Here is a 20,981-nt window from a genome sequence, read left to right on the forward strand (position 1 = left end):
TATGGCCGGACTCATCGCATACGGCGCCTACGTGCCGTACCACCGTCTCGCCCGGGCCGACGTCGGCGCCGTACTGGGATCGCGGGGCGGCAAGGGCACCCGCGCGGTCGCGGGCTACGACGAGGACACCACGTCCATGGCCGTCGAGGCGGCCCGTGGCGCCCTGGCCCGTGACGGGCTGCGCGGACGCATCGGCCAGCTCTTCCTCGCCACCGCCGCCCCCGCCTACCTCGACAAGACGAACGCGACCGCCGTGCACGCCGCGCTCGGCCTGGACGAGCACGTGCTCGCCGCCGACATGGCCGGCTCCGTCCGCTCGGGTCTCGGCGCGCTGCTGACCGCGGCCCGCTCCCCGATTCCGACGCTGACGGTCCTGTCCGACCTGCGCACCGGCCTGCCCGGCGGCACCGACGAGGTCGCGGGCGGCGACGGCGCGGCGGCCTTCGTCTTCGGCGGACACCGCAACGGCGCCCCCGTCATCGCGGAGCTGCTCGCCCACGACACGGTCAGCGACGAGATCCTCGACCGCTGGCGGCTGCCGGGGGCGCCCGTCTCCCGGGTCTGGGAGGAGCGCTTCGCCGAGGAGATCTACGTGTCCCTCGCGGACAAGGCGCTGACCGCGGCCCTCGACCACGCGGGCGTAGACGTCGGATCGATCGACCACTTCGTGGTCGCGGGCCTGCACGCACGCGCGTGCGCGTCGGTACGGCGCACCGCGGGTGTCCGTCCCGAGGCGGTGACCCCGGATCTGGCCGGAGCGATCGGCAATGCCGGCACAGCCCAGCCCGGACTGCTCCTCGCCGATGTCCTCGACCGGGCCCGGCCCGGCGAGACCATCGCCCTCGTCGTGCTCGGCGACGGCGTCGGAGTCCTGCTGCTGCGCACCACCGACGCGCTCCCGGCCCACCGCGCGGCCCGCCCGGTCGCCGAGCAGATCGCGCAGGGCAGCGCCCCGATGCCGTACGCCACCTATCTGTCCTGGCGCGGTCTGCTCGACCGCGAACCGCCCCGCCGGCCGGACCCCGAGCCGCCGTACGCCCCGCCCGCACACCGCCGCACCGCCTGGAAGTACGGCTTCGTCGCCTCCCGGTGCGAGAAGTGCGGCACCCGGCATCTGCCGCCGGACCGGGTGTGCACCTCCTGCCACAGTGTCGACGCCATGACCGACGAGCCGATGGCACACGTGCGGGGCACGGTCGCCACGTTCACCGTCGACCGGCTGGCGGCCACGCCGAGCCCGCCGATGCTCGTCGTGGTCGTCGACTACGACGGCGGCGGCCGGTTCCGCTGCCAGCTCACCGACGCCACCGAGGCCGACGCCGCAATCGGCGCCCGGGTGGAGATGACCTTCCGGCGCACGGTCACGGCGTCCGGCGTCCACAACTACTTCTGGAAGGCCCGGCCGGTACGGACGGGCGAGGCTGAGGAGACACGCTGATGGGCTCGCACGGAATCAGGGACCGGGTCGCGATCGTCGGCATGGGCTGCACGCCCTTCGGCGAGCACTGGACCCGCTCGGCGGACGACCTGCTGATCGACGCCGTCGGCGAGGCGGTCACCTCGGCCGGCATCACCCTCGACGACATCGACGCGTACTGGTTCGGCACCCAGGCGTCCGGCGTGTCCGGGCTGACCCTGAGCCGGGCGCTGCACCTGCCCAACAAGCCGGTGACCCGCGTCGAGAACATGTGCGCGACCGGCTCCGAGGCCCTGCGCAACGCCTGCTACGCCGTCGCCTCCGGGGCGTACGACGTCGCGATGGCCGTCGGGGTCGAGAAGCTCAAGGACTCCGGGATGTCCGGGCTGTCCGGCACCGCCATCCCCGGCGCGGGCGACGACAGCCGCGGTGAGATCACCGCCCCGGCCAACTTCTCCCTCCTCGCCCCCGCCTACGCCGACAAGTACGGCCTGGCGCAGGAGGAGATGAAGGACGTCATGACCCGGATCGCCTGGAAGAACCACTACAACGGGGCCCGCAACCCCCGCGCCCAGTTCCGCAAGGAGGTGCCGCCGGAGCGCATCAAGGCGGCCCCGATCGTCGCGGGCATGCTCGGCGTCTTCGACTGCTCGGGCGTCTCGGACGGCTCGGCGGCAGCGATCGTCGTACGCGCCGAGGACGCCTACCGGTACACCGACAAGCCGATCTTCGTGAAGGCGCTGTCCTTCGCCGCGGGGCCGGCCGACGGGCTCCTCGACCCGGAGTACGACTTCACCACCTTCCCCGAGGTCGTCGCCTCCGCGCAGGAGGCCTACCGGCAGGCGGGCATCACCGACCCGCGCACCGAGCTCGCGCTCGCCGAGGTCCACGACTGCTTCACGCCCACCGAGCTGGTGCTGATGGAGGACCTGGGCTTCTCCGAGCGCGGTCAGGGCTGGAAGGACGTCGCCAGTGGGGCGTTCGACCTGGACGGCTCGCTGCCGGTCAATCCGGACGGCGGCCTGAAGGCGTTCGGCCACCCGATCGGCGCTTCCGGCCTGCGCATGATGTTCGAGGCGTGGCTGCAACTGCGGGGCGAGGCACCGGCCGAGCGGGCCCTGAAGTCCGTGGCCGAGGGGCGCTCGCTCGCCCTGACCCACAACCTCGGCGGCGGACCCGGCGAGTGCGTCTCGTTCGTGTCGGTCGTCGGAAGTCAACTCACCGAATAGAGAAGGCGATTCGCAATGACGCGACTCCAGGACAAGATTGCCGTCGTCACCGGGGCCGCGTCCGGCATCGGTGCGGCCACCGCCCGCCGCCTGGCGGCCGAGGGCGCCCACACGGTGGTCGCCGACCTGAACCTCGACGGCGCCAAGGCGGTGACGGAGGAGATCCGTGCCGCCGGGGGCTCCGCGACGGCGGTCGCCGTCGACCTCGGTGACGTGGAGAGCGTACGGGCCATGGTGGCCACGGCGGTCGAGACCTACGGCGGGCTCGACGTCCTGCACAACAACGCGGCCGCCACGCATCTGGCCGCCCGCCAGGACCTCGCCGTCGTGGACGCCGATCCGGCTGTCTGGGACGACACGATGCGCATCAACCTGCGCGGGACGATGGTCGCCATCCAGGCCGCCGTCCCGCACATGGTCGCGCGCGGCGGCGGCTCCATCATCAACACCTCGTCCGGCGCCGGCCTCTCCGGCGACCTGCGCAATCCCGCGTACGGGGCGTCCAAGGCCGCCCTCATCAACCTCACGCAGTACGTCGCCACCCAGTACGGCAAGCAGGGCGTGCGCTGCAACGCCATCGCGCCGGGGTTCATCATCACCCCGGCCAGTTCCGGTTCGGCGCACGGGGCGATCCGGGAGGCGATGCTGCGTCATCACCTCACGCCGCGCCTGGGGCGTCCGGAGGACGTCGCGTCGGCGGTGGTGTTCCTCGCCTCCGACGAGTCGGCCTTCATCACCGGGCACACGCTGCGCGTGGACGGCGGGCTGCTGTCCCATCAGCCGTATGTCGCGGACCTGCGCGACGCCTGACAAGTCCCTGTTACGGCCACCGGAGGCGCTGATCCCAGCGCCTCCGGTTTTCGGCGTCGTCCGGACGCTCAGGCCAGCGTCTCCGGCTCCAGGTCGCCCAGGTAGGCCGCCCGTACCGCCGGATCGCGACGGACCTCCTCCGGCGTACCGGCGCAGATCCGGCGGCCGAAGTCCAGGACGACGACCTGGTCGCAGACGCTCATCACCATGTCGACGTCGTGCTCGACGAGCAGCACCCCCATGCCCCACTCCTCGGCGAGCCGCCGTACCAGGTGGGCCAGTTCCCTGGTCTCGTCGTCCGACAGGCCCGCCGCCGGTTCGTCGAGGAGCAGCACGGACGGCGAGGCCGCCACCGCGCGGGCGATGGCCAGCAGCCGGCGCTCTCCGTACGACAGGTCGCCCACCGGCCGGTCCAGACTGTTCTGGAGGCCGAACTCCCGTACCGCGACGAGTACGTGGGCCGGCAGCGGGCGGCTGCCGGGACGGACCAGGTCGGTGAGGTACGCCCACCGGCCGGGCCGGTCGCAGGCCGCGTACAGGTTGTCCAGGACGCTCATGTCCTCGAACAGCTCCAGTGACTGGAAGGACCGGCTCAGGCCGGCGGCGGCCCGCCGGTGGACCGGCAGCCGGGTCGCGTCACGGTCGCCGAGGCGCACACTGCCCGACGCGGCCCGGGTGAAGCCGGTGACCGCGTCGATGGCGGAGGTCTTGCCCGCGCCGTTGGGACCGATGAGCCCCACGACCTGGCCCGGCCCGACGTCCAGTGAGAGCCCGTCGACGGCGACGACACCGCCGTAGCGGACGGTGAGGTCCCGCACCTGGAGGGGGAGCGGGGCGGCGCGGGTCACGGTCCGGGCGGCTGACGGCTCGTCGGTCGGGACGGTCGCCGGCCGCTGCTGGGGCAGCGTGCGTCGGTTCCTGGCCGGCCGTTTGCCGAGCCCCTTCCCGATGCCGTCCTGGTTGCCCACCAGGGTCAGCACCAGGATGATTCCGCCGATCAGCGGCATCCACTCGCTGAGCCCGGGCAGCACGAGGTCTCCGAACCGGGCACCCACCGTGCCCGCGGCGAAGGTCGCGCCGAACAGCGGACCGACGAGGAAACCGACACCGCCGATGACCGCGAGGCCGAGCGCGGTGATGGAGTTGAAGCTCGCGAAGTCGGACAGGACGACCGAGGTCGAGCGGAAACCGGTGAGCACTCCGGCGAGTGCGGCGATGGCCGCGGACAGGCCGAAGGCGTAGAGCTTGGCGGCGCGGACGTCGATGCCGAGGGCGGCGGCGGCCCGCTCGTTCGCCCGTACGGCGATCAGCCGGCGGCCGGTCCGGCTGCGCCGCACGTTGGCGACCACGAGCGCGGCGGCGACGAACAGCACGAGCACCACGGCGGCGTACCGCTGCGGATGGTCGACGCCCGAGATGCTGATCCCGAAGAGCGTCTGCTTGCCCACCGCGATGCCGTCGCTGCCGGGGGTCGTCGACAGATCGGTGTTCTGGAAGACCATCGCCTCCAGCGTGGTGCCGAGGCCGAGCGTGATGATCGCGAGATTGACGCCGCGGGTGCGGACCGCGGGGAGTGCGAACAGCAGGCCGATCGGCACTGTGCCCAACACACCTGCGAGCAGGCAGAGTTCGAACGGCCATCCCCAGTCGGCCGCTGCGTGTCCGGCGAGGAAGGCGCCGGTCCCGGCCAGGGCGTAGGCCGCGAGAGAGACCTGTCCCGCGTACCCGGTGACCACGACGATCGACAGGATGATCAGTGACAACACCAGGGTGGTGGTGATCGCGTCGGCCCACAGCGGCGTCGCCAGGCTCACCAGCGCCAGTCCGGCCACGACGGCGAGCGCCAACGGCAGGGGGCGTACCTTGCCGGTGCCCAGACCGGGCAGCCGGTCCAGGAACGTGCCGCGCAGCGGCAGCGCCCGGCCGCGTGCGACCAGTACCAGGGCGATGAAGAGGAAGGGCACCGAGGCGGCGAGCCCGGTGACGTCGGAGCCGAACCGGGTCAGCTCGGACTGTACGAGGCCGATGACCAGGCCACCCGCCAGCGTGACGGGGAACGAGGAGAACCTGCCGACCAGGGCGGCGGCCAGGGCGCTCAGCAGGAGGGTGGTGAGTCCGGTCACCGACAGGCCGATGACCGGCACGATCAGGATGGCCGTCAGGCCCGCGAGCGCCGAGCCCAGTGCCCAGTTGCCGGTGGCGATCAGGTCCGGGGACCAGCCGAGCGAGGCGGCCGTGGCCTCGTCCTCCGCGACCGCGCTGGTGCCCAGGCCGAACAGGGTGCGCTTGTAGAGCAGGTGCAGGAGCAGGGTCGCGACGAGCGCGATGCCGATCAGCCACATGCGGTCCTCGGAGACCGTCGCCCCGGCGATCGTCAGCAGCTTGGTGGGCAGCTTGCCCGGCACCAGCTCCAGACTGTCTCCGTAGCGCTTGACGGCGATCGCGGTGAGCACGATGAAGACCGCCAGGGTGCCGACCAGACGGGCGAGCGAGGACGCTCTGCGCAGCGGCCGGAGCACCAACAGGTGGGTGAGCACGCCCAGCACCGCGGAGGTGAGCACGCCGCACGCGGTGGCGGGCCAGTACGACACGCCGTGCTGGGTGGCGAGCTCCCACTGGACGTAGGCCCCGGCCATGCCGATCGCGCCGTGCGCGAAGTTCAGGACGCCGGAGCCCCGGTAGACCAGCACGATGCCGTGCGCGGTGAGCGCGTAGAGGGCGCCGAGCCCGAGGCCGAGCAGGGCGAAACGCAGGACGTCGTCCATCGAGGAACCTCCCGAGGGCAGGGGCGAGACAGTGCATTCATTTAAATAATTGTGCCGAGAGTACTTCACTAACCACAAAACAGACCCCATGCTGTTCGCCATCTCGACGACGAGCCCAGCGGAGGAACCATGAACCACTCACGCCGACGCAGAACCGCCGCAGCAAGCTGCCTCGCGGTCGCCGGTGCCCTGCTCGCCGCCGGCTGCGGGGGAGACGCGTCCGGCAGTTCGAAAGAGGAGACCTCCACCCTGAAGGGCACACCGGTCAAGGTGATGGTCTGGACGCCGGAGGACACCCAGGGCAGCGCCCAGCCCGGGGTCCGGCTCACCGCCCAGGCCTACGAGAAGTGGATCAACGCCAACGGCGGCATCAAGGGAGCACCCCTGAAGGTGCTGACCTGCAACGAGAAGAACAACCCCGACGAGGCCGAGAAGTGCGCCCAGCAGGCGGTCTCCGAGAACGTCGCCGCGGTGGTGGGCTCCTACAGCCTCGCCGGTGATCGCTACATGCCCATCCTGCAGAAGGCCGGCATCCCGTACCTCGGCGGCACCGGAGTCTCGGCGGCCGAGTTCTCCAACCCGCTGTCGTTCCCGGTCAACGGCGGCACCCCGGTGATCTTCACGGCCCACGGCCGGCAACTGGTGCAGAACGGCTGCAAGAAGATCTCCGGCGTGCGCTACGACGTGGCCGCCGCCGCCGTCGTCTCGCAGTTCCTCACCGTCGGCGCGGTCTCCGCCGGCGGAGCGGCGCCCAAGGACATCAAGGTGCCGCTCACCGCCACCGACCTCGCCCCGCAGGTCGCCGCCGCGACCAAGGGCACCGACTGCGTGAGCGTCATCATGGGCACCGCCTCGGGCCTGTTCGTGAAGTCGTACGTGCAGTCAGGCGCCAAGACGAAGCTCGGCAGCGTCGTCGGCAACCTCACCCCGCAGCTCGCCGAGAGCACCGGCGGAGCCGGCGGCCCACTGGAGGGCGCCGCGATCACCGGCTACTTCCCGCCCACCTCCGACGCCGCCTGGAAGGACTTCCTCGCAGCCACCAAGGGCGACAAGGACATCGACACCACCAACGGCGCCAACGAGACGACCTGGGTGGCCTTCAAGGTCTTCACCGAGGCCGCCAAGACGCTCCCGACGATCACGGCTAAGGCTCTGGTGCAGGAGCTCGACACCACCGCCGGCATCGACACCGGCGGTCTGACCCCGCCGCTGAGCTGGAAGGCGTCCACGGCCCTGCCGATCAAGGGGCTGAACCGCATCCACAACACCACCGCCACCGAACTGACCATCCGCGACGGGAAGATCGAGTGGGCCAAGCCCGGATCGACCTTCGTCGACGTCCGCAAGGTCCTGACGGCCCTGCCGTCCAGCTGAGGAGCAGGCCCGTGCCGGACACCGACGCACCCCTGATAGAAGCACGCTCCCTGTCCGCCGGGTACGGCAGCCAGCCCGTGGTCCGCGACCTCGACCTCGAGGTCCGGCCCGGCGAGGTCGTCGCCCTGCTCGGCCCCAACGGGGCGGGCAAGACCACGACCCTCCGGGCGCTCTCCGGCAGCCTCGCCGCCATGGGCGGCGAGGTGCGCTGGCTGGGCGAGCCCGGCCGGGCACCGCTGCACCGCCGGGCCCGCCAGGGCCTGGCGTACGTCGGTGAGCGGGCGGTCTTCACCCGGCTAGACACCGCGGACAACCTGCGGGTCGGCCGGGTGAGGTCCCAGCAGGCGCTGGAACTCTTCCCCGAGCTCGAAAAGCGTCTCAGAACCGGCGCGGGCATGCTGTCCGGCGGGGAGCAGCAGATGCTGTCGCTGGCCCGCGCCCTGTGCCGCGCGCCCAAGCTGCTCCTCGCGGACGAACTCTCCCTAGGTCTTGCCCCCTTGGTGGTCGACCGCCTCCTGCGCGCGGTGCGCGAGGCGGCCGACCGCGGCCTCGGCGCACTGCTGGTCGAACAGCACGTGCGCAAGGTGCTGGACATCGCCGACCGCGTGTACGTCCTGCACCGCGGCCGCGTCACCATGACCGGCACCCCGAAGGAACTGCGCGGACACCTGGACGCGATCGAGTCCTCGTACCTCGCGCAGACCACAGCGGAAAAGACAACGTACGCAACTGATTGAGGTGAACGCTGTGCCAGGCGCACGCGAGCAGATCCGATCACTCGTCCTCTCCGGCGACACCTTCGACCAACCCGCCGGCGAACTGGGCGCGTTGCAGCTGGAGGCCGCCCGGGAGACCTTCACCGCCCACCGGGAGCGCGTTCCGCTGCTGCGCACCCGGGCGGACGAGACCGGCGTGGACGAGGTCACGAGCCTTGACGACCTCGTACCGCTGCTGTTCTCGCACACCAGCTACAAGTCGTACCCCGTCTCCCTCATCACCGCGGGCCGCTGGGACCAGCTCCTGCGCTGGTACACCACCGTGTCCGCGGTCGAACCGGGCGACGTCGACATGGACGGCGTCCGCGACATCGACGAGTGGACCGACCGCATCACCGCGGCCGGCCACCGCCCGTACATCACCAGCGGCACCTCCGGGAAGGTCTCCTTCCTCAACTGCGATGCCGGTGACCTGAGTTTCCTGCACGACATCCTGGAGAACCTCACCTGCTGGCCCGACCCCCTGCCGCCGAAACCCACCCGCCGCGGCTATCTGCTCGCCCCCGCGAGCGGCCCGATGCGGTCCATCGACGGCTTCCGCTGGCACGCCGACGTCTTCGCCCAACCCGGCGAGACCCGGCTGCTCACCGACGACCAGATGCGGGTGTCCGAGCTGATGAGCAGCGCGCTGCTGCGCCGCCGGATCGCGGAGGGCACCGCCACCCCGCAGGAGATCAGCTCCTTCGAGGCCGCCTCCGAGTCCCGCGAGGGGGAACTCGGCGCGGCCATGACCGCGATCGTCGACGACATCGCCGCACACCGCGACGAACCGCTGCTGATCGCCGGCATGAACAACCAGCAGTTCACCCTCATCCAGGCCCTGCGCGCCCGCGGCGTGCCCGACGGCAGCCTGCACCCGGACACACTGGTGCTCAGCGGTGGCGGCAACAAGGGCCGCGCCCTGCCCGACGACTACCAGCAGCAGCTCACCGCCTTCTACGACGGGGTACGCCGCGTCCGCAGCTACGGCATGACCGAGCTGCAGGGCTCCTGCCTCGCCTGCGAGGAGGGCAACTACCACGTGCCGCCCTGGGTGATCCCGCTGGTGCTCGACGAGCCGGGCGAGAGGCTCCTCAACCCCGAACACGGTGTCGTGGAGGGACGGTTCGCCTTCCTCGACGTCTCCCTGGAGGGCCGCTGGGGCGGGCTGATCAGCGGCGACCGGGTCTTCGTGGACTTCTCGCCGTGCGCCTGCGGCCGCACGGGACCGACGGTCCTGCCGGACATCCGGCGCTACGGCGACCTCGGCGGCGACGACAAGATCACCTGCGCCGCGACACTCGACTCCTATGTGCGGGGGATGATCCACTGATGAGCGGCACGACACTCGACGGCACCACGGCCGCATCCGTGGCCGTCGTCCACGTGATCCGGGGCGAGGTCGACGACAGTGCCCCGGTCGATCTCGGCCGGTTCACCGCACCGGCCCTCGACCTGGACCGCCTCGTGTGGCCCCGCACCGAACCGGGCCCCGCCTTCCACGTGCCCGTGGCCGAGATCATCGACCTGCTGGTGGAGACCGGCGAGGCCCTCAAGGCGGACCGCGCGGGCCTGCTCGCCGAAGCCCTGGAGCGGATGATCCCGGTCAGCCCGCTGCCCGCGGAGGTGCTGGAGCGCGCCTACGCCGTGCTGTGGCGCAGCTTCCAACGCCCCGGCCTGTACGCCCAGATCGACCACGAACTCGGCGGTGCGGACGTCCTCGACGGCTGGCGTGAGGTACGCCTGCCCGACGACCGGATCGCGGCCACCCGCGCGTTCCCGCCCCGCCTGGTGCACATCATCGCTGGCAACGCACCCGGAGTCGCGGCGATGTCCGTCGTGCGCGGCGCCCTCACCAAGGGCGTCAACCTCCTGAAACTGCCCTCGAACGACCTGTTCACCGCGACCGCGATCCTGCGCACCATGGCCGCGGTCGCCCCCGGGCACCCGGTGGTGCGGTCGTTCTCCGCGGTGTACTGGCGCGGCGGCGACGAGACGGTGGAGAGCGTGCTGTTCCGCCCGCAGTTCTTCGACAAGCTGGTCGCCTGGGGCGGCGAGGCCACCATCCGCAGCGCGGTGAAGTACGTCGGCCCGGGCTTCGAGCTCGTCTCCTTCGACCCCAAGACCTCCATCTCGATGATCGGCCGCGAGGCCTTCGCGTCCGAGGAGAGCCTGGCCCGGGCGGCCGACGCGGGCGCCGCCGACGCCACCTTCTTCAACCAGCAGGCCTGTGTGGCCAGCCGCTTCCAGTTCGTCGAGGGATCCTGGGACGACGCCGACCGCTACGCCGCCCTGCTGTGCGAACGCCTGGGCGTGGCAAGGGAGTTCAGCTCGGCCGGCGGCCCCCGTGTCGCCGGGGAGCTCCGCGAGGAGATCGACGTCCTGCGCTCCATGGATCCCGAGTACCGGGTGTGGGGCGGCTACGACGGCCGGGGCCTGGTCATCCGCTCGCCGGAACCGGTGGACTTCCACCCCGACGGGAAGATCGTCGACGTCGTCCCGGTCGGCGCACTGTCCGAGGCGGTCGCCCATGCCGGGGTCGCCACCCAGACGGTCGGCGTGTACCCCGACACCCGCAAGGCGGAACTGCGCGACGCCCTCGCCTGCGCCGGCGTGCAACGCGTGGTCTCCCTCGGCAGGGCGGGCGGCATGCCGCCGGGCCTCTCCCACGACGGCTTCTACCCGCTGCAACGGCTCATGCGGTGGGTGAACGACGAGTGACGGCTTCCGCCGCGGCGAGCCCGGCGCCCCGCGCCACGCCCGGAACGGCTCATGCGGTGGGTCAACGACGAGTGACGGCTTCCACCACGGCGAACCCGGCGCCCCGGGCCACGCCCGGACCGGGAGACCGGCCGGCCGGAAGACCGCGGACACCGGCGCTGGTCCGACCTCGCGCGGGACGAAGAGCTCCGGGCGACGGCGGGGCGGGCGCCGGTGGGCGTCGATCCGGTGGCGGGGACGCCCCCAGCGCTCACACCGGCGATCCACCTCGGTAGCGGGCCGTCTGTCCGGCGACCCACCGCCGGGCCGACGCCATAGCGCCGTCGCGGCGCGCCTCGGTCGCGGCAACGTCGTCATCAGGAACGGTCCCGACTACATCCAGGCCGCCGCCGACGCGTTGCTGCTGCGCCTCGGCACCGACAGCATCGACCTGTACTACCTCCACCGGGTCAACTCCGAGGCCCCGCTGGAGGAGTCGGTCGGCGCCATGGCGGAGCTTGTCGCCGAGGGCAAGGTCCGCCACCTGGGCCTCTCCGAGGTCAGCGGCGAGCAACTGCGGACGGCGCACGCGGTTCACCCGGTCGCGGCGGTGCAGAGCGAGTACTCGTTGTGGACGCGTGAGCCGGAGACCCTTGTCGCCGGTGCGGTCGCAGAACTGGGTGGAGCTTGGTGGCCTACTCTCCGCTGGGACGCGGCTTCTTGACCGGAACGCTCGACGCGGGCGCGCCGGCGGCGAACGACGGACGTCGCCGGCTCCCCAGGTTCACGGTGGAAGCCGCCGCCGCAAATCAGGCCATCGCCGACACGGTGAAGGAGATCACCGAGGCCAGAGGCGCCCACGCGGGACAGGTCGCCCTCGCCTGGGTCGCCGCTCGGAGCGGGCGACTCGGCATCCCGGTGGCCCCCGTCCCCGGCACCAAGCGAGTGAAGTGGCTGGAGCAGAACGTCGCGGCTCTCGACGTCGAGTTGAGCGCCGATGACCTCGCGGCCCTGGACGCCGTGGCCGCCAAGGTGGTCGGCGCACGGTACTGAGGCAGAGCGGTCTCACCGAACAGGGCACAGCAGTCACCGGGGGTACTCGAGCCCGCCCCGCAGACCGCATCGAGCGCCACCTCGCCGAGTGGACCGCCGCCCGCACAGCGGGCTCAGTGCGGTGGACGGCGTCCGCTGCTCTCCCGCACCACCAGTTCCGTCGCCACCTCCACCCGAGTCGTCTCCGGCTGCTCCCCGGACAGCAGCCGGAGCACCATCCGGGCCGCCAGCGCCGTCATGTCGGCCAGGGGAGTGCGGACCGTCGTCAGGCGTGGGGTCACCCAGTCCGCGAACGGCAGATCGTCGAAGCCGACCACGCTGACGTCGGCCGGGATGCGCAGGCCCAGTTCGGCGGCGGCCCGGTAGGTGCCCAGCGCCTGGTGGTCGCTGCCGGCGAAGATCGCTGTCGGACGGTCGGGCAACGCCAGGAGTTCCAGGGCGTGTTGGTGCGCGAGGTTGTGGGTGAAGTCGCCGTAGCGCACCAGCCCGGCGTCGAAGGGGAGACCCGCCTCGGCCAGCGCCGAGCGATAGCCGTCGACCCGTGCCCGGGAGGTGAGCCGGCGCTCCGGGCCGCTGATGATCGCGATGCGCCGGTGTCCCAGCTCGATGAGGTGACGGGTCGCGGCCAGTCCGCCGGGCCAGTTGGTCGCGCCCACCCACGGCGTGCCCGGCGCAGGCTCGTCGATCGGCATGACCAGGGCGAAGGGGATGCCGAGCCGGCTCAGCTCCTCGTGCTGCTCCGGTGTCAGTTCGGGCACCACGAGAATCGCTCCGCGCGTGGAGCGGGTGGCCAGCGAGTCCAGCCAGTGACGGGCGCGTTTGGTCCGGCCGTGGGTGGAGGAGACGACCAGCCCCATGCCCGCGTCGTGCAGGACGTCCTCCGCGCCCCGGATCAACTCGACCGCCCAGGGACTGTCGAGTTCGTTGATGACGAAGTCGATCAGCCCTCCGGGCGGGGCCGCGGTGGCTGCCGGGCGGTGTTTCGCCAGATAGCCGTGCTGCCCGAGCAGGCGCTGCACCTTGGCTCGCGTCTCGGCCGATACATCGGATCTGTCGTGCAGCACCTTGGAGACCGTGGACACCGAAACGCCTGCCTGATCGGCGATTTCGGCCAGGGTGCGCCGTCTCGCCTCACCGGATCCTGTCCGAACCGTTGACGTCATCGGATGAATCTCCTACGTTGCCGGGCGATCGAGTTTTGCGAAAACTATCGCAATCCTTGCTCCCGACGTAAGACTCCTGGCGAAAAGGCGGTCCCTCATGAAGAGATGGCGCACGGCTTCCGCGGTCGCGGCCGCGGCCCTGGCTCTGGTCCTCTCCGGCTGCGGAGGAACCGGTGGCGGTGCCGGCGGCGGTTCGGGCGGCGGCAAGGGCGAGTTGCTGGTCTGGGTGGACAACACCCGGATGCCCGCGGCCCAGCAGTACAAGAAGGCCCACCCCGACCTGAAGATGCGCATCGTCACCATCCCGCCCGACGCCGGCTACGTCCCCACCAAGATCTCGCTCGCCAACCGCACCAAGAGCGGCTGGCCCGACGTCGTCTTCCTGGCCAACCCGGCCGAGGCGGCGACCCTCGCGAGCGAGAAGTTCGGCTACGCGGCTCCGCTCGACGACCTCGTCCCCAAGTCCGTCCGCGACGGCTTCACCCCCGGCGCCCTCGACACCTGCACCTTCGGCGGCAAGACGTACTGCCTGCGCAACGACATCGCGCCCACCGTCCTGTGGTACGACGCGACGCTGATGAAGCGATACGGCTACGAAGTCCCCCACACCTGGGCCGAGTACCAGCAGACCGGTCTGAAGGCGGCCCGGGAACACCCGGGCACCATCGTCGGAGCCGTCAACGGCAAGTACGGCGCCGGTATCTACTTCGGCAGCAGCGGCTGCGCCACCCGCGACACGCTGAGCCTCACCGAGGTCCACATCGACCTGGGCCAGGCGAACTGCACCCGGGTCGCGGATCTGCTCCAGCCGCTCGCCCGCGAGAAGGCCGTCACCACCGTCGTGCCCATCGACCCGGGCTTCGCCAAGTTCGGCAAGGGCGACAAGATCCTGATGCTGCCGGCCCCGGCCTGGTTCGGCGACTTCATGTTCGCGCCCGCCTTCAAGGTGCCCAAGGGCCGGATTGCCGCGGCCCCCATGCCCACCTGGCCCGGCGAGGACAAGCCCTACGCCGGACAGGTCGGTGGCGGCGCCTTCCTGGTCTCCTCGCACGCCGGCGAGCGCGCCAAGGAGGCCGCGGATCTGGTGCGCTGGATGACCACCGACGTCAGCCTCCAGGCGAAGCAGCCCACCTACCCCGCCTTCACGGCAGCCGCGACGAAGTGGGGCGAGGCCAAGTCGAAGGACCCGTACTACGCCTTCGACCCGATGCCCGCCCTCACCGCGGCCGCGAACGCACTGCGTCCCGGCTTCGGCGCGGTCCGCTTCGAGGCCGACTGGCAGAGCAGCTTCAACGACACGCTCGTCAAGGCGATCGACTCGGACGGCAACCTCCGCAGCGCGCTGACGAGTTGGCAGGGCAAGCTGGAGGCGGCGGCCAAGACCACCGGGTACTCGGTCGGATGAAAACGCTCACCACACCCCGCCCGTCCGCCGCCGCGGCCCCGGCGTCGGTGACACCCCGCCGCCGGCGCCGCCCCTCCCGCCGAGCCGCCGTATGGATCCTCGTCGGCCCGTACACCGCGTTCCTCGTGGTGTTCGGGCTCGCGCCCGCCGGATACGCCCTGTGGACCTCGTTCGTCGACAACGGCTCCTTCACCGGCGGGCGCGACTGGGTGACCGTGTTCGAGGACTACCGGCTCGGCGACGCGGCCGCCAACGTGGCGACGTATCTGCTGCTCTGGCTGCCGATCCTGCTGTTGACCGTCCTGTCCCTCGCCTTCACCCTGCACGCCCGCCCCGGCCGTACGACGAGTGCGCTCCAACTCGTCTACTACCTGCCCGGCGCGGTCACCGGCTCGGCAGCCGCACTGCTGTGGCTGTTCATGGTCAGCCCGGACAGCAGCCCGTTCTCACCCCTGCTCAAACTGATGGACGTCCACAGCGCCACGGAAGCGCTGTCCGGCGGCAGCGTCATCGCCGTCCTCACCGTGATGGGCGTCGCGGTGCACGCGGGCGGCTGGATCGTGGTCCTGTACGGGGCGCTCAACGCGCTCCCCAAGGATGTCCTGGAGGCCGCGCAGGTCGACGGCGCCTCGGCCTGGCGGACCATGTGGCACATCAAGCTGCCGATGGTCCGCACGTACGTCGCCTTCGTGCTGATCTCCAGTTTCGCCTCCGGCAGCCAGGTGTTCGTCGAGCCGACCGTGCTGTCCACCGGCGCCCCCGGCCAGATCAGCCCCACCTGGTCCCTCAACCAGCTCGCCTACACCTACGCCACCCAGGACGGCGACTTCGGCAAGGCGGCCGCACTGTCCCTGGCCATGCTCGCGGTCGGAGTACTCGCCGCCTGGATCGTGATCACCCGCACCCGTATGTACGCCACCGACTCCTCCGACTCCCGGTGAGTGAGTGATGACCGCTCTGTCGCGCGGCGCCCGCGCCCTGTTCCTGCTCGGCGCGGCCGTCTTCTTCGGACTGCCCCTGCTCTGGCTGCTGCTCGCCCCCACCCGCACGGCCGACGACCTGACCACCGGCTCACCCCTCGGCTTCGGCTCGCTGGGCAACGTGGGCCACGCCTGGTCACACCTGACGTCGTACAACGACGGCCAGATCACCCTGTGGATCGGCAACTCGATCATCTACGCGGCGGCCAGCGTGGCCATCTCACTGCTGCTGTGCGTACCCGCGGGCTACGCCCTCGCCAAGCACGACTTCGCCGGCCGCCGGGCCCTGCTCACCCTGTCGATCGTGACGATGATCCTTCCCCCGGCCGCGCTGGTGCTCCCGCTGTACCTGGAGATGTCGGCGGTCCATCTCACCGGCACGGTCTGGTCGGTGATCCTGCCGCTGTCCTTCTACCCCTTCGGCGTGTACCTCGCCTTTCTGCACTTCCAGGCGAACCTGCCCGACAGCCTGCTGGACGCCGGACGCGTCGACGGGGCGAGCGAGCTGCGGCTGTTCTGGTCCGTCGCGGTGCCGCTGGCCCGCCCCGCCATCGCGCTGATCGCCTTCTTCGGCTTCGTCCGCTGCTGGACCGACTTCTTCCTGCCGTTCGTGATGCTCTCCGACGACCGCACCTTCACCCTCCAGCTCGGCCTGATGTCCCTGCTGCAGTCCACCGGCGCGGTCAACAACTCCAGCGGCTTCGCCGACCTCGACATCCACCAGCCGGAGGCGGCCCTGGCCGGACTCGTGGCCTGCGCGCCGCTGCTGATCGGTTTCGTCCTCGCCCAGCGCTTCCTGCGCACCGGGCTGCTGGCCGGGGCGGAGAAGGGCTGATGGACGACGACGCACGCACCCAACTGGCCTCCCAACTCAACGACTTGATGGACCCTCTGGTGTCCCGCTTCAGCGCGGGCCGCGCGCGCGTACGGCTCGGCGTGAACACCGCGATCCACGACGACACGGCCGCCGAACTGGAGGCGTTCGCCCGGCCGTTGTGGGGGCTGGCGCCCCTCGCGGCGGGCGGACAGGCCGTACCGCACGCCGAGTTGTGGGTCCGAGGACTCGCCCACGGCAGCGATCCCGCGCACCCCGAGTACTGGGGCGAGCCCGTCGACCACGACCAGCGCATCGTCGAGATGGCCGCCATCGGTTTCGCGCTCGCCCTCGCCCCCGAGCAGTGGTGGGACCCGCTGACAGGCCCCGAACGCGACCGGCTCGCCCGCTGGCTGCTCAGCGCACTGCCCCGGGAGACCACCGACAACAACTGGCTCTTCTTCCCGGTGCTGATCAGCCTCGGCCTCGACCGGGTGGGAGTGCCCTACGACCGGTCGCTGATCACCGCGCGCCTCGACCGCCTGGAGAGTTTCTGGCTCGGCGACGGCTGGTACGCGGACGGCCCCACCGAACGCCGCGACTACTACGTCCCGTGGGCCATGCACTTCTACGGCCTGCTCCACGACACGCTGACCGGCGGCGACCGCTTCAAGGAGCGGGCGGCCCGGTTCACCGGCGACTTCCGGCACTGGTTCGCCGACGACGGCGCGGCCGTCCCGTACGGCCGCAGCCTCACCTACCGCTGGGCGCAGGCCGCCTTCTGGGGCGCGCTGCCGTTCGCGGGCGTCGACGTACTGCCATGGGGCGAGGTGAAGGGGTATCTGCTGCGGCATCTGCGCTGGTGGCAGGGGCGGCCGGTGACCGGGCCGGACGGGCTGCTGTCCGTCGGGTACGGCTATCCGCAGCCCGCGCTGGCCGAGCAGTACAACGCGCCGGGCTCGCCCTACTGGTCGCTCAAGGCGTATCTGCCGCTCGCGCTGCCCGAACAGCACGCGTTCTGGACCGCGAAGGAGGAACCGGCACCCGCCGCCCTGCCTGACGTCAGTGCCCAGCCGCACGCCGGGGCGGTGCTGATGCGCACACACGGCGACGTCACCCTTCTCGCCGGGCGCCAGCACCACTCGTGGGTACGCCATGGCGCCGAGAAGTACGCCAAGTTCGCGTACTCGACCCGCTTCGGCTTCAGCCTGCCGAACGGCACGCTCGGGCTCGAACAGGGCGCGTACGACTCGATGCTGGCGCTGAGCGACGACGGCGGGGCGCATTACCGGGTGCGGGAGGAGCCGGCCGCGCACTTCGTCAGCGGCGACACGGTCCTCAGCACCTGGCATCCGTGGCCCGACGTGGAGATCACCACCTGGCTGACGGCAGCCGCGCCCTGGCACGTGCGCACCCACCGCGTACGCACCGCTCGCGCCCTGTACACCGCCGAGGGCGGCTTCGCCGTCGACCGGGACGCGGGCACGGACCGCGTGGCCGGGCCGGGACGCGCACGGGTGTCGGCCCCCGCGGGACTCACCGGTCTGCGAGACCTCGACGGCCGGCGCGAGGGCGTGGTCGTCGACTGTCTGCCCGGCACGAACGTCCTCGCACGACGCACCGCCCTGCCCGCCCTCGTGGGCCGACTCCCTCCCGGCGAGCACTGGCTGAGGTGTGCCGTGCTCGGTGCCCCGGCCGGAAGCGAGGCCGAGACGGCGTGGCGAGAACCTCCACTTCTCACCCATCCGACGACCACCGCACACCCGACGACCACCGCACATCCGACGACTGGAGACGGGACTTGAGACTCAGACATCTGTCCGTACTGGCCGCCGCGGCCGCGCTGCTGGCCTCCCCGGTGCAGGCGCAGGCAGCGCAGTCCGGCCATACGTACCACGTCGCCCCCCGGGGCAATGACCATGCCCTCGGCACGCAGGCAAGCCCGCTGCGCACCATCGGTGCCTGCCTCGACCTCGTTCGCCCCGGCGACACCTGCCTGATCCACAAGGGCACCTACCGCGAACAGCTCACCCCTCCCTCCGGCACCGAGGGTGCCCCGGTGACGATCGCCGCGTACGGCGACGGCCCCGTGACCGTCGACGGGACCGAGAAGGTGACCGGCTGGAAGGACGCGGGCGGCGGGCTGATCGCCGCCGACACCGACCTGCCGCCCGACCCCGACTTCAACGCGGTGTTCCTGGACAACGCCCGTGCGGCGGAAGGCCGTTGGCCAAACTCCGGCGCCGATCCGCTGAACGCGACCTGGGCCGAGGCCGACACCACCTCCACCGACCAGCACATCGACGACACCGACCTGCCCGACGCGAACTGGACCGGCGCCACGGTGCACCTGTGGGCGGGCTCCAATCCGTGGGCGCAGCAGACCGGCACGGCCACGGCCTCTGCACCCGGCAAGCTGGACTTCAAGGGCGGCAACTACCGCTGCACCCCGCTCTGCATGGGCAACCAGCCCTACCGCAACTACTACCTCGTCGGGTCGAAGGCCGCCCTGGACCAGCCGGGGGAGTGGTTCTACGACAAGACCGCGCACCGGCTCTTCATGGTCCCCCCGAAGGGCGGCATCGCCGGACACACGGTGACCGCCAAGCACCGGCTGTGGGGCGTCGACCTGAGCGACAGCTCGTATGTCACCGTGCGCGGCCTGGACCTGTGGGGCACCTCGCTGCGAACGGGCAAGTCCAGTACGGGAGTCGTGGTCGACCGACTGCACGCCACGTACATCTCCGAGTACTCCACCCTGCCCATGCCGCCGGACAGCGACCTCGCGATCGAGCCGGCCGAGGGGCACATCGTCGCCTCCCGCATCCTGGACTCCGGCGTGCAGATCCTCGGCACCGGCAACACCCTGAAGAACAGCGAGATCGCCCAGTCGGCCGGTGACGGCGTCCTGGTGCGCGGCAACGGCAACACCGTCACCAACAACTACATCCACGACGTCGGCTGGATGGGCAGCTACACCCCCGGCATCGAGATCAACGGCAATGGCCACACGGTGACCCACAACACGATCCGGCGCACCGGACGGGCGGCCATCGACACCGCCTACCAGATCAACGGCACCGAATACCACGACAACCGCATCGCCTACAACGACATCTCCGAGGCGATGCGCACCTCCCGCGACGGTTCACCCTTCTACGTGTGCTGCTACCTGAACGGCACCGGAAGCTCCATCGACCACAACACCGCGCACGACTCCAGCGGGCAGAACGGCTTCTACGTCGACAACTACTCCGGCCACTTCCGCCTCCACCACAACGTGGCCTGGAACACCGGCGCCCGGGGCGTCTACTTCAACGGCCACACCGGCCCCAGCATCGCCAACGAGGACCACAACTCCAGCTACGGCGTGGGCATCGGTACCGCCTCGTCCGCCCTCGGCGGCGCGACGGACGCATCCGGCTCGTACTTCAGCAACATCATCGGCCCCAAGCCGGTCACCGCGACGCAGACCGGCAACCCGCTGCCGATCGTCCGCTCCAACCTGATCAGCGCCACCCCCGGCTACACGAACGCCGTCAACGGCGAGCTGTGGCTGACGCCCGGCTCACCCGCCATCGACGCGGGCGAGGTGGTCGACGGCATCACCACCGACACCCTGGGCGCAGCCCCAGACCAGGGCGCCTACGAGTACGGCGCACCCATCTGGTCGACCGGCTGCGACCTGCCCGGCTGCCAGCAGCGGGTACGGCACGGCAACTGGAGCGCCACCGCCAGCGACGGAAGCAACGCCGCCGTCACCGTGGACGGCGACATCAACACCCGCTGGACGGGCGCCGCCCCGCAGACCGCCGGCCAGTCCCTCACCGTCGACCTCGGCGAGAGCAAGACGTTCAACCGGCTCTCCCTCGACGCGGGCCGCGACACCGGCGGCCAGCAGCCGTACGGCTTCACGGTCGCCGTCAGCAGCGACGGCAGGCACTGGGGCGAGCCGCTCGCCCGGGTCTCCGGCCGCTCCTTCACCCAGGACGCGGTGTTCCCCAAGCAGACCACCGCCCGCTATGTGCGGATCACGCTCACCGCGAGCGGACCTGCGCCCTGGGTCGTCAACGACATCCGGCTGTACGGCGACGGGCCCGACGCCACCTCGACGCTCCAGGCCGAAAAGGCCACGACCGTGCACGGGGTGGGACGCGGCACGGCGGCCACCGGAGTCCTCGGCTCCGGTGACTGGGTGGCCTTCCGCAAGGCCAACGTCGACGGGAAGCACCTCACCGCACGACTCAACTCCACCTGCACGAAGGGCTGTTCGCTCCAACTGCGCCTGGACGCGCCGGACGGCCCGCTGGCCGCATCGGTGCCCGTCACGGGCACGGGTGACTGGCAGGAGCAGTCCGTGACCCTGAAGCGTGCGGTCACCGGTACGCACGACCTCTACGTCGTGGCGAAGGGCACGAGTCGGGTCGCCGCGCTCGACTGGCTCACGATCAGGCCCTGACCCCCGACGACCGGCCGAGCAGCGGGACACGGAACCCCGCTGCCCGGCCCCGCCGAA

The 20,981-nt window shown here is 71.3% G+C and carries 16 protein-coding genes; 14 read left to right on the plus strand and 2 right to left on the minus strand.

Translation table 11 applies throughout. The features are described from left to right. Position 1 precedes the first annotated feature (1 nt). The 3 genes from BFN33_RS12760 to BFN33_RS12770 are packed head-to-tail and all read left to right on the plus strand — an operon-like array spanning position 2 to position 3,456. Entirely contained in the window at positions 2 to 1,438 is a 1,437-nt protein-coding gene (locus BFN33_RS12760) for an OB-fold domain-containing protein (protein ID WP_069760062.1), read from the plus strand. After that, positions 1,438 to 2,646, plus strand: a complete 1,209-nt coding sequence (locus tag BFN33_RS12765) for an acetyl-CoA acetyltransferase (protein WP_069760063.1) — start codon at positions 1,438 to 1,440, stop codon at positions 2,644 to 2,646. Before BFN33_RS12760 ends, BFN33_RS12765 begins: the two co-directional genes overlap by 1 nt. A 15-nt stretch (positions 2,647 to 2,661) precedes the next feature. After that, the gene (locus BFN33_RS12770; protein WP_069760064.1) at positions 2,662 to 3,456 is read left to right on the plus strand and encodes an SDR family NAD(P)-dependent oxidoreductase; all 795 of its coding nucleotides are present in this window, start codon (positions 2,662 to 2,664) and stop codon (positions 3,454 to 3,456) included. 68 nt (positions 3,457 to 3,524) lie between these two features. On the opposite strand, the gene BFN33_RS12775 is transcribed toward BFN33_RS12770, so the two are convergent. Further along, positions 3,525 to 6,221 (minus strand): ATP-binding cassette domain-containing protein, encoded by a 2,697-nt coding sequence (locus BFN33_RS12775; protein ID WP_069760065.1) that lies wholly within the window; start codon positions 6,219 to 6,221, stop codon positions 3,525 to 3,527. Between the two features lie 129 nt (positions 6,222 to 6,350). On the opposite strand from BFN33_RS12775, the gene BFN33_RS12780 reads away from it, so the two are divergent. From BFN33_RS12780 to BFN33_RS53670, 6 genes are all read left to right on the plus strand, one after another. Then, positions 6,351 to 7,595 carry an ABC transporter substrate-binding protein gene (locus BFN33_RS12780; RefSeq protein WP_069760066.1) on the plus strand — a complete coding sequence of 415 codons (1,245 nt, stop codon included), beginning with the start codon at positions 6,351 to 6,353 and terminating at the stop codon, positions 7,593 to 7,595. 11 nt (positions 7,596 to 7,606) lie between these two features. Continuing rightward, entirely contained in the window at positions 7,607 to 8,332 is a 726-nt protein-coding gene (locus BFN33_RS12785) for an ABC transporter ATP-binding protein (protein ID WP_069760067.1), read from the plus strand. Positions 8,333 to 8,342: 10 nt separating this feature from the next. Next, complete coding sequence (locus BFN33_RS12790) at positions 8,343 to 9,683, plus strand: hypothetical protein (protein WP_069760269.1); 1,341 nt, start codon at positions 8,343 to 8,345, stop codon at positions 9,681 to 9,683. Further along, complete coding sequence (locus BFN33_RS12795; RefSeq protein WP_069760068.1) at positions 9,683 to 11,071, plus strand: acyl-CoA reductase; 1,389 nt, start codon at positions 9,683 to 9,685, stop codon at positions 11,069 to 11,071. Before BFN33_RS12790 ends, BFN33_RS12795 begins: the two co-directional genes overlap by 1 nt. Positions 11,072 to 11,354: 283 nt before the next feature. Next, on the plus strand, positions 11,355 to 11,774 hold the full coding sequence (locus tag BFN33_RS53665; protein WP_256122749.1) for an aldo/keto reductase: 420 nt from the start codon (positions 11,355 to 11,357) through the stop codon (positions 11,772 to 11,774). Then, positions 11,771 to 12,103, plus strand: coding sequence for an aldo/keto reductase (locus BFN33_RS53670; protein WP_256122737.1), 333 nt, complete (start codon positions 11,771 to 11,773; stop codon positions 12,101 to 12,103). Before BFN33_RS53665 ends, BFN33_RS53670 begins: the two co-directional genes overlap by 4 nt. A gap of 113 nt (positions 12,104 to 12,216) precedes the next feature. On the opposite strand, the gene BFN33_RS12810 is transcribed toward BFN33_RS53670, so the two are convergent. Further along, positions 12,217 to 13,266 carry a LacI family DNA-binding transcriptional regulator gene (locus tag BFN33_RS12810; protein WP_069760071.1) on the minus strand — a complete coding sequence of 350 codons (1,050 nt, stop codon included), beginning with the start codon at positions 13,264 to 13,266 and terminating at the stop codon, positions 12,217 to 12,219. 97 nt (positions 13,267 to 13,363) lie between these two features. On the opposite strand from BFN33_RS12810, the gene BFN33_RS12815 reads away from it, so the two are divergent. Genes BFN33_RS12815 through BFN33_RS12835 form a run of 5 tightly spaced genes read left to right on the plus strand, consistent with a single transcriptional unit; the run spans position 13,364 to position 20,924 of the window. After that, the gene (locus BFN33_RS12815; RefSeq protein ID WP_069760072.1) at positions 13,364 to 14,671 is read left to right on the plus strand and encodes an ABC transporter substrate-binding protein; all 1,308 of its coding nucleotides are present in this window, start codon (positions 13,364 to 13,366) and stop codon (positions 14,669 to 14,671) included. Further along, positions 14,668 to 15,612 carry a carbohydrate ABC transporter permease gene (locus tag BFN33_RS12820; RefSeq protein WP_069760073.1) on the plus strand — a complete coding sequence of 315 codons (945 nt, stop codon included), beginning with the start codon at positions 14,668 to 14,670 and terminating at the stop codon, positions 15,610 to 15,612. Before BFN33_RS12815 ends, BFN33_RS12820 begins: the two co-directional genes overlap by 4 nt. Positions 15,613 to 15,619: 7 nt before the next feature. After that, a complete protein-coding gene (locus tag BFN33_RS12825; protein WP_069760074.1) occupies positions 15,620 to 16,486 on the plus strand; it encodes a carbohydrate ABC transporter permease in 867 nt (288 codons plus the stop codon). Then, positions 16,486 to 18,270, plus strand: a complete 1,785-nt coding sequence (locus BFN33_RS12830; RefSeq protein ID WP_079140792.1) for a DUF2264 domain-containing protein — start codon at positions 16,486 to 16,488, stop codon at positions 18,268 to 18,270. Before BFN33_RS12825 ends, BFN33_RS12830 begins: the two co-directional genes overlap by 1 nt. Further along, positions 18,267 to 20,924: a discoidin domain-containing protein gene (locus BFN33_RS12835; RefSeq protein ID WP_069760075.1), complete on the plus strand. Its 2,658-nt coding sequence runs from the start codon at positions 18,267 to 18,269 to the stop codon at positions 20,922 to 20,924. Before BFN33_RS12830 ends, BFN33_RS12835 begins: the two co-directional genes overlap by 4 nt. The last annotated feature ends 57 nt before the right edge of the window (positions 20,925 to 20,981 follow it).

It is taken from the genome of Streptomyces sp. LUP47B (assembly GCF_001746295.1).
Lineage (GTDB): Bacteria > Actinomycetota > Actinomycetes > Streptomycetales > Streptomycetaceae > Streptomyces.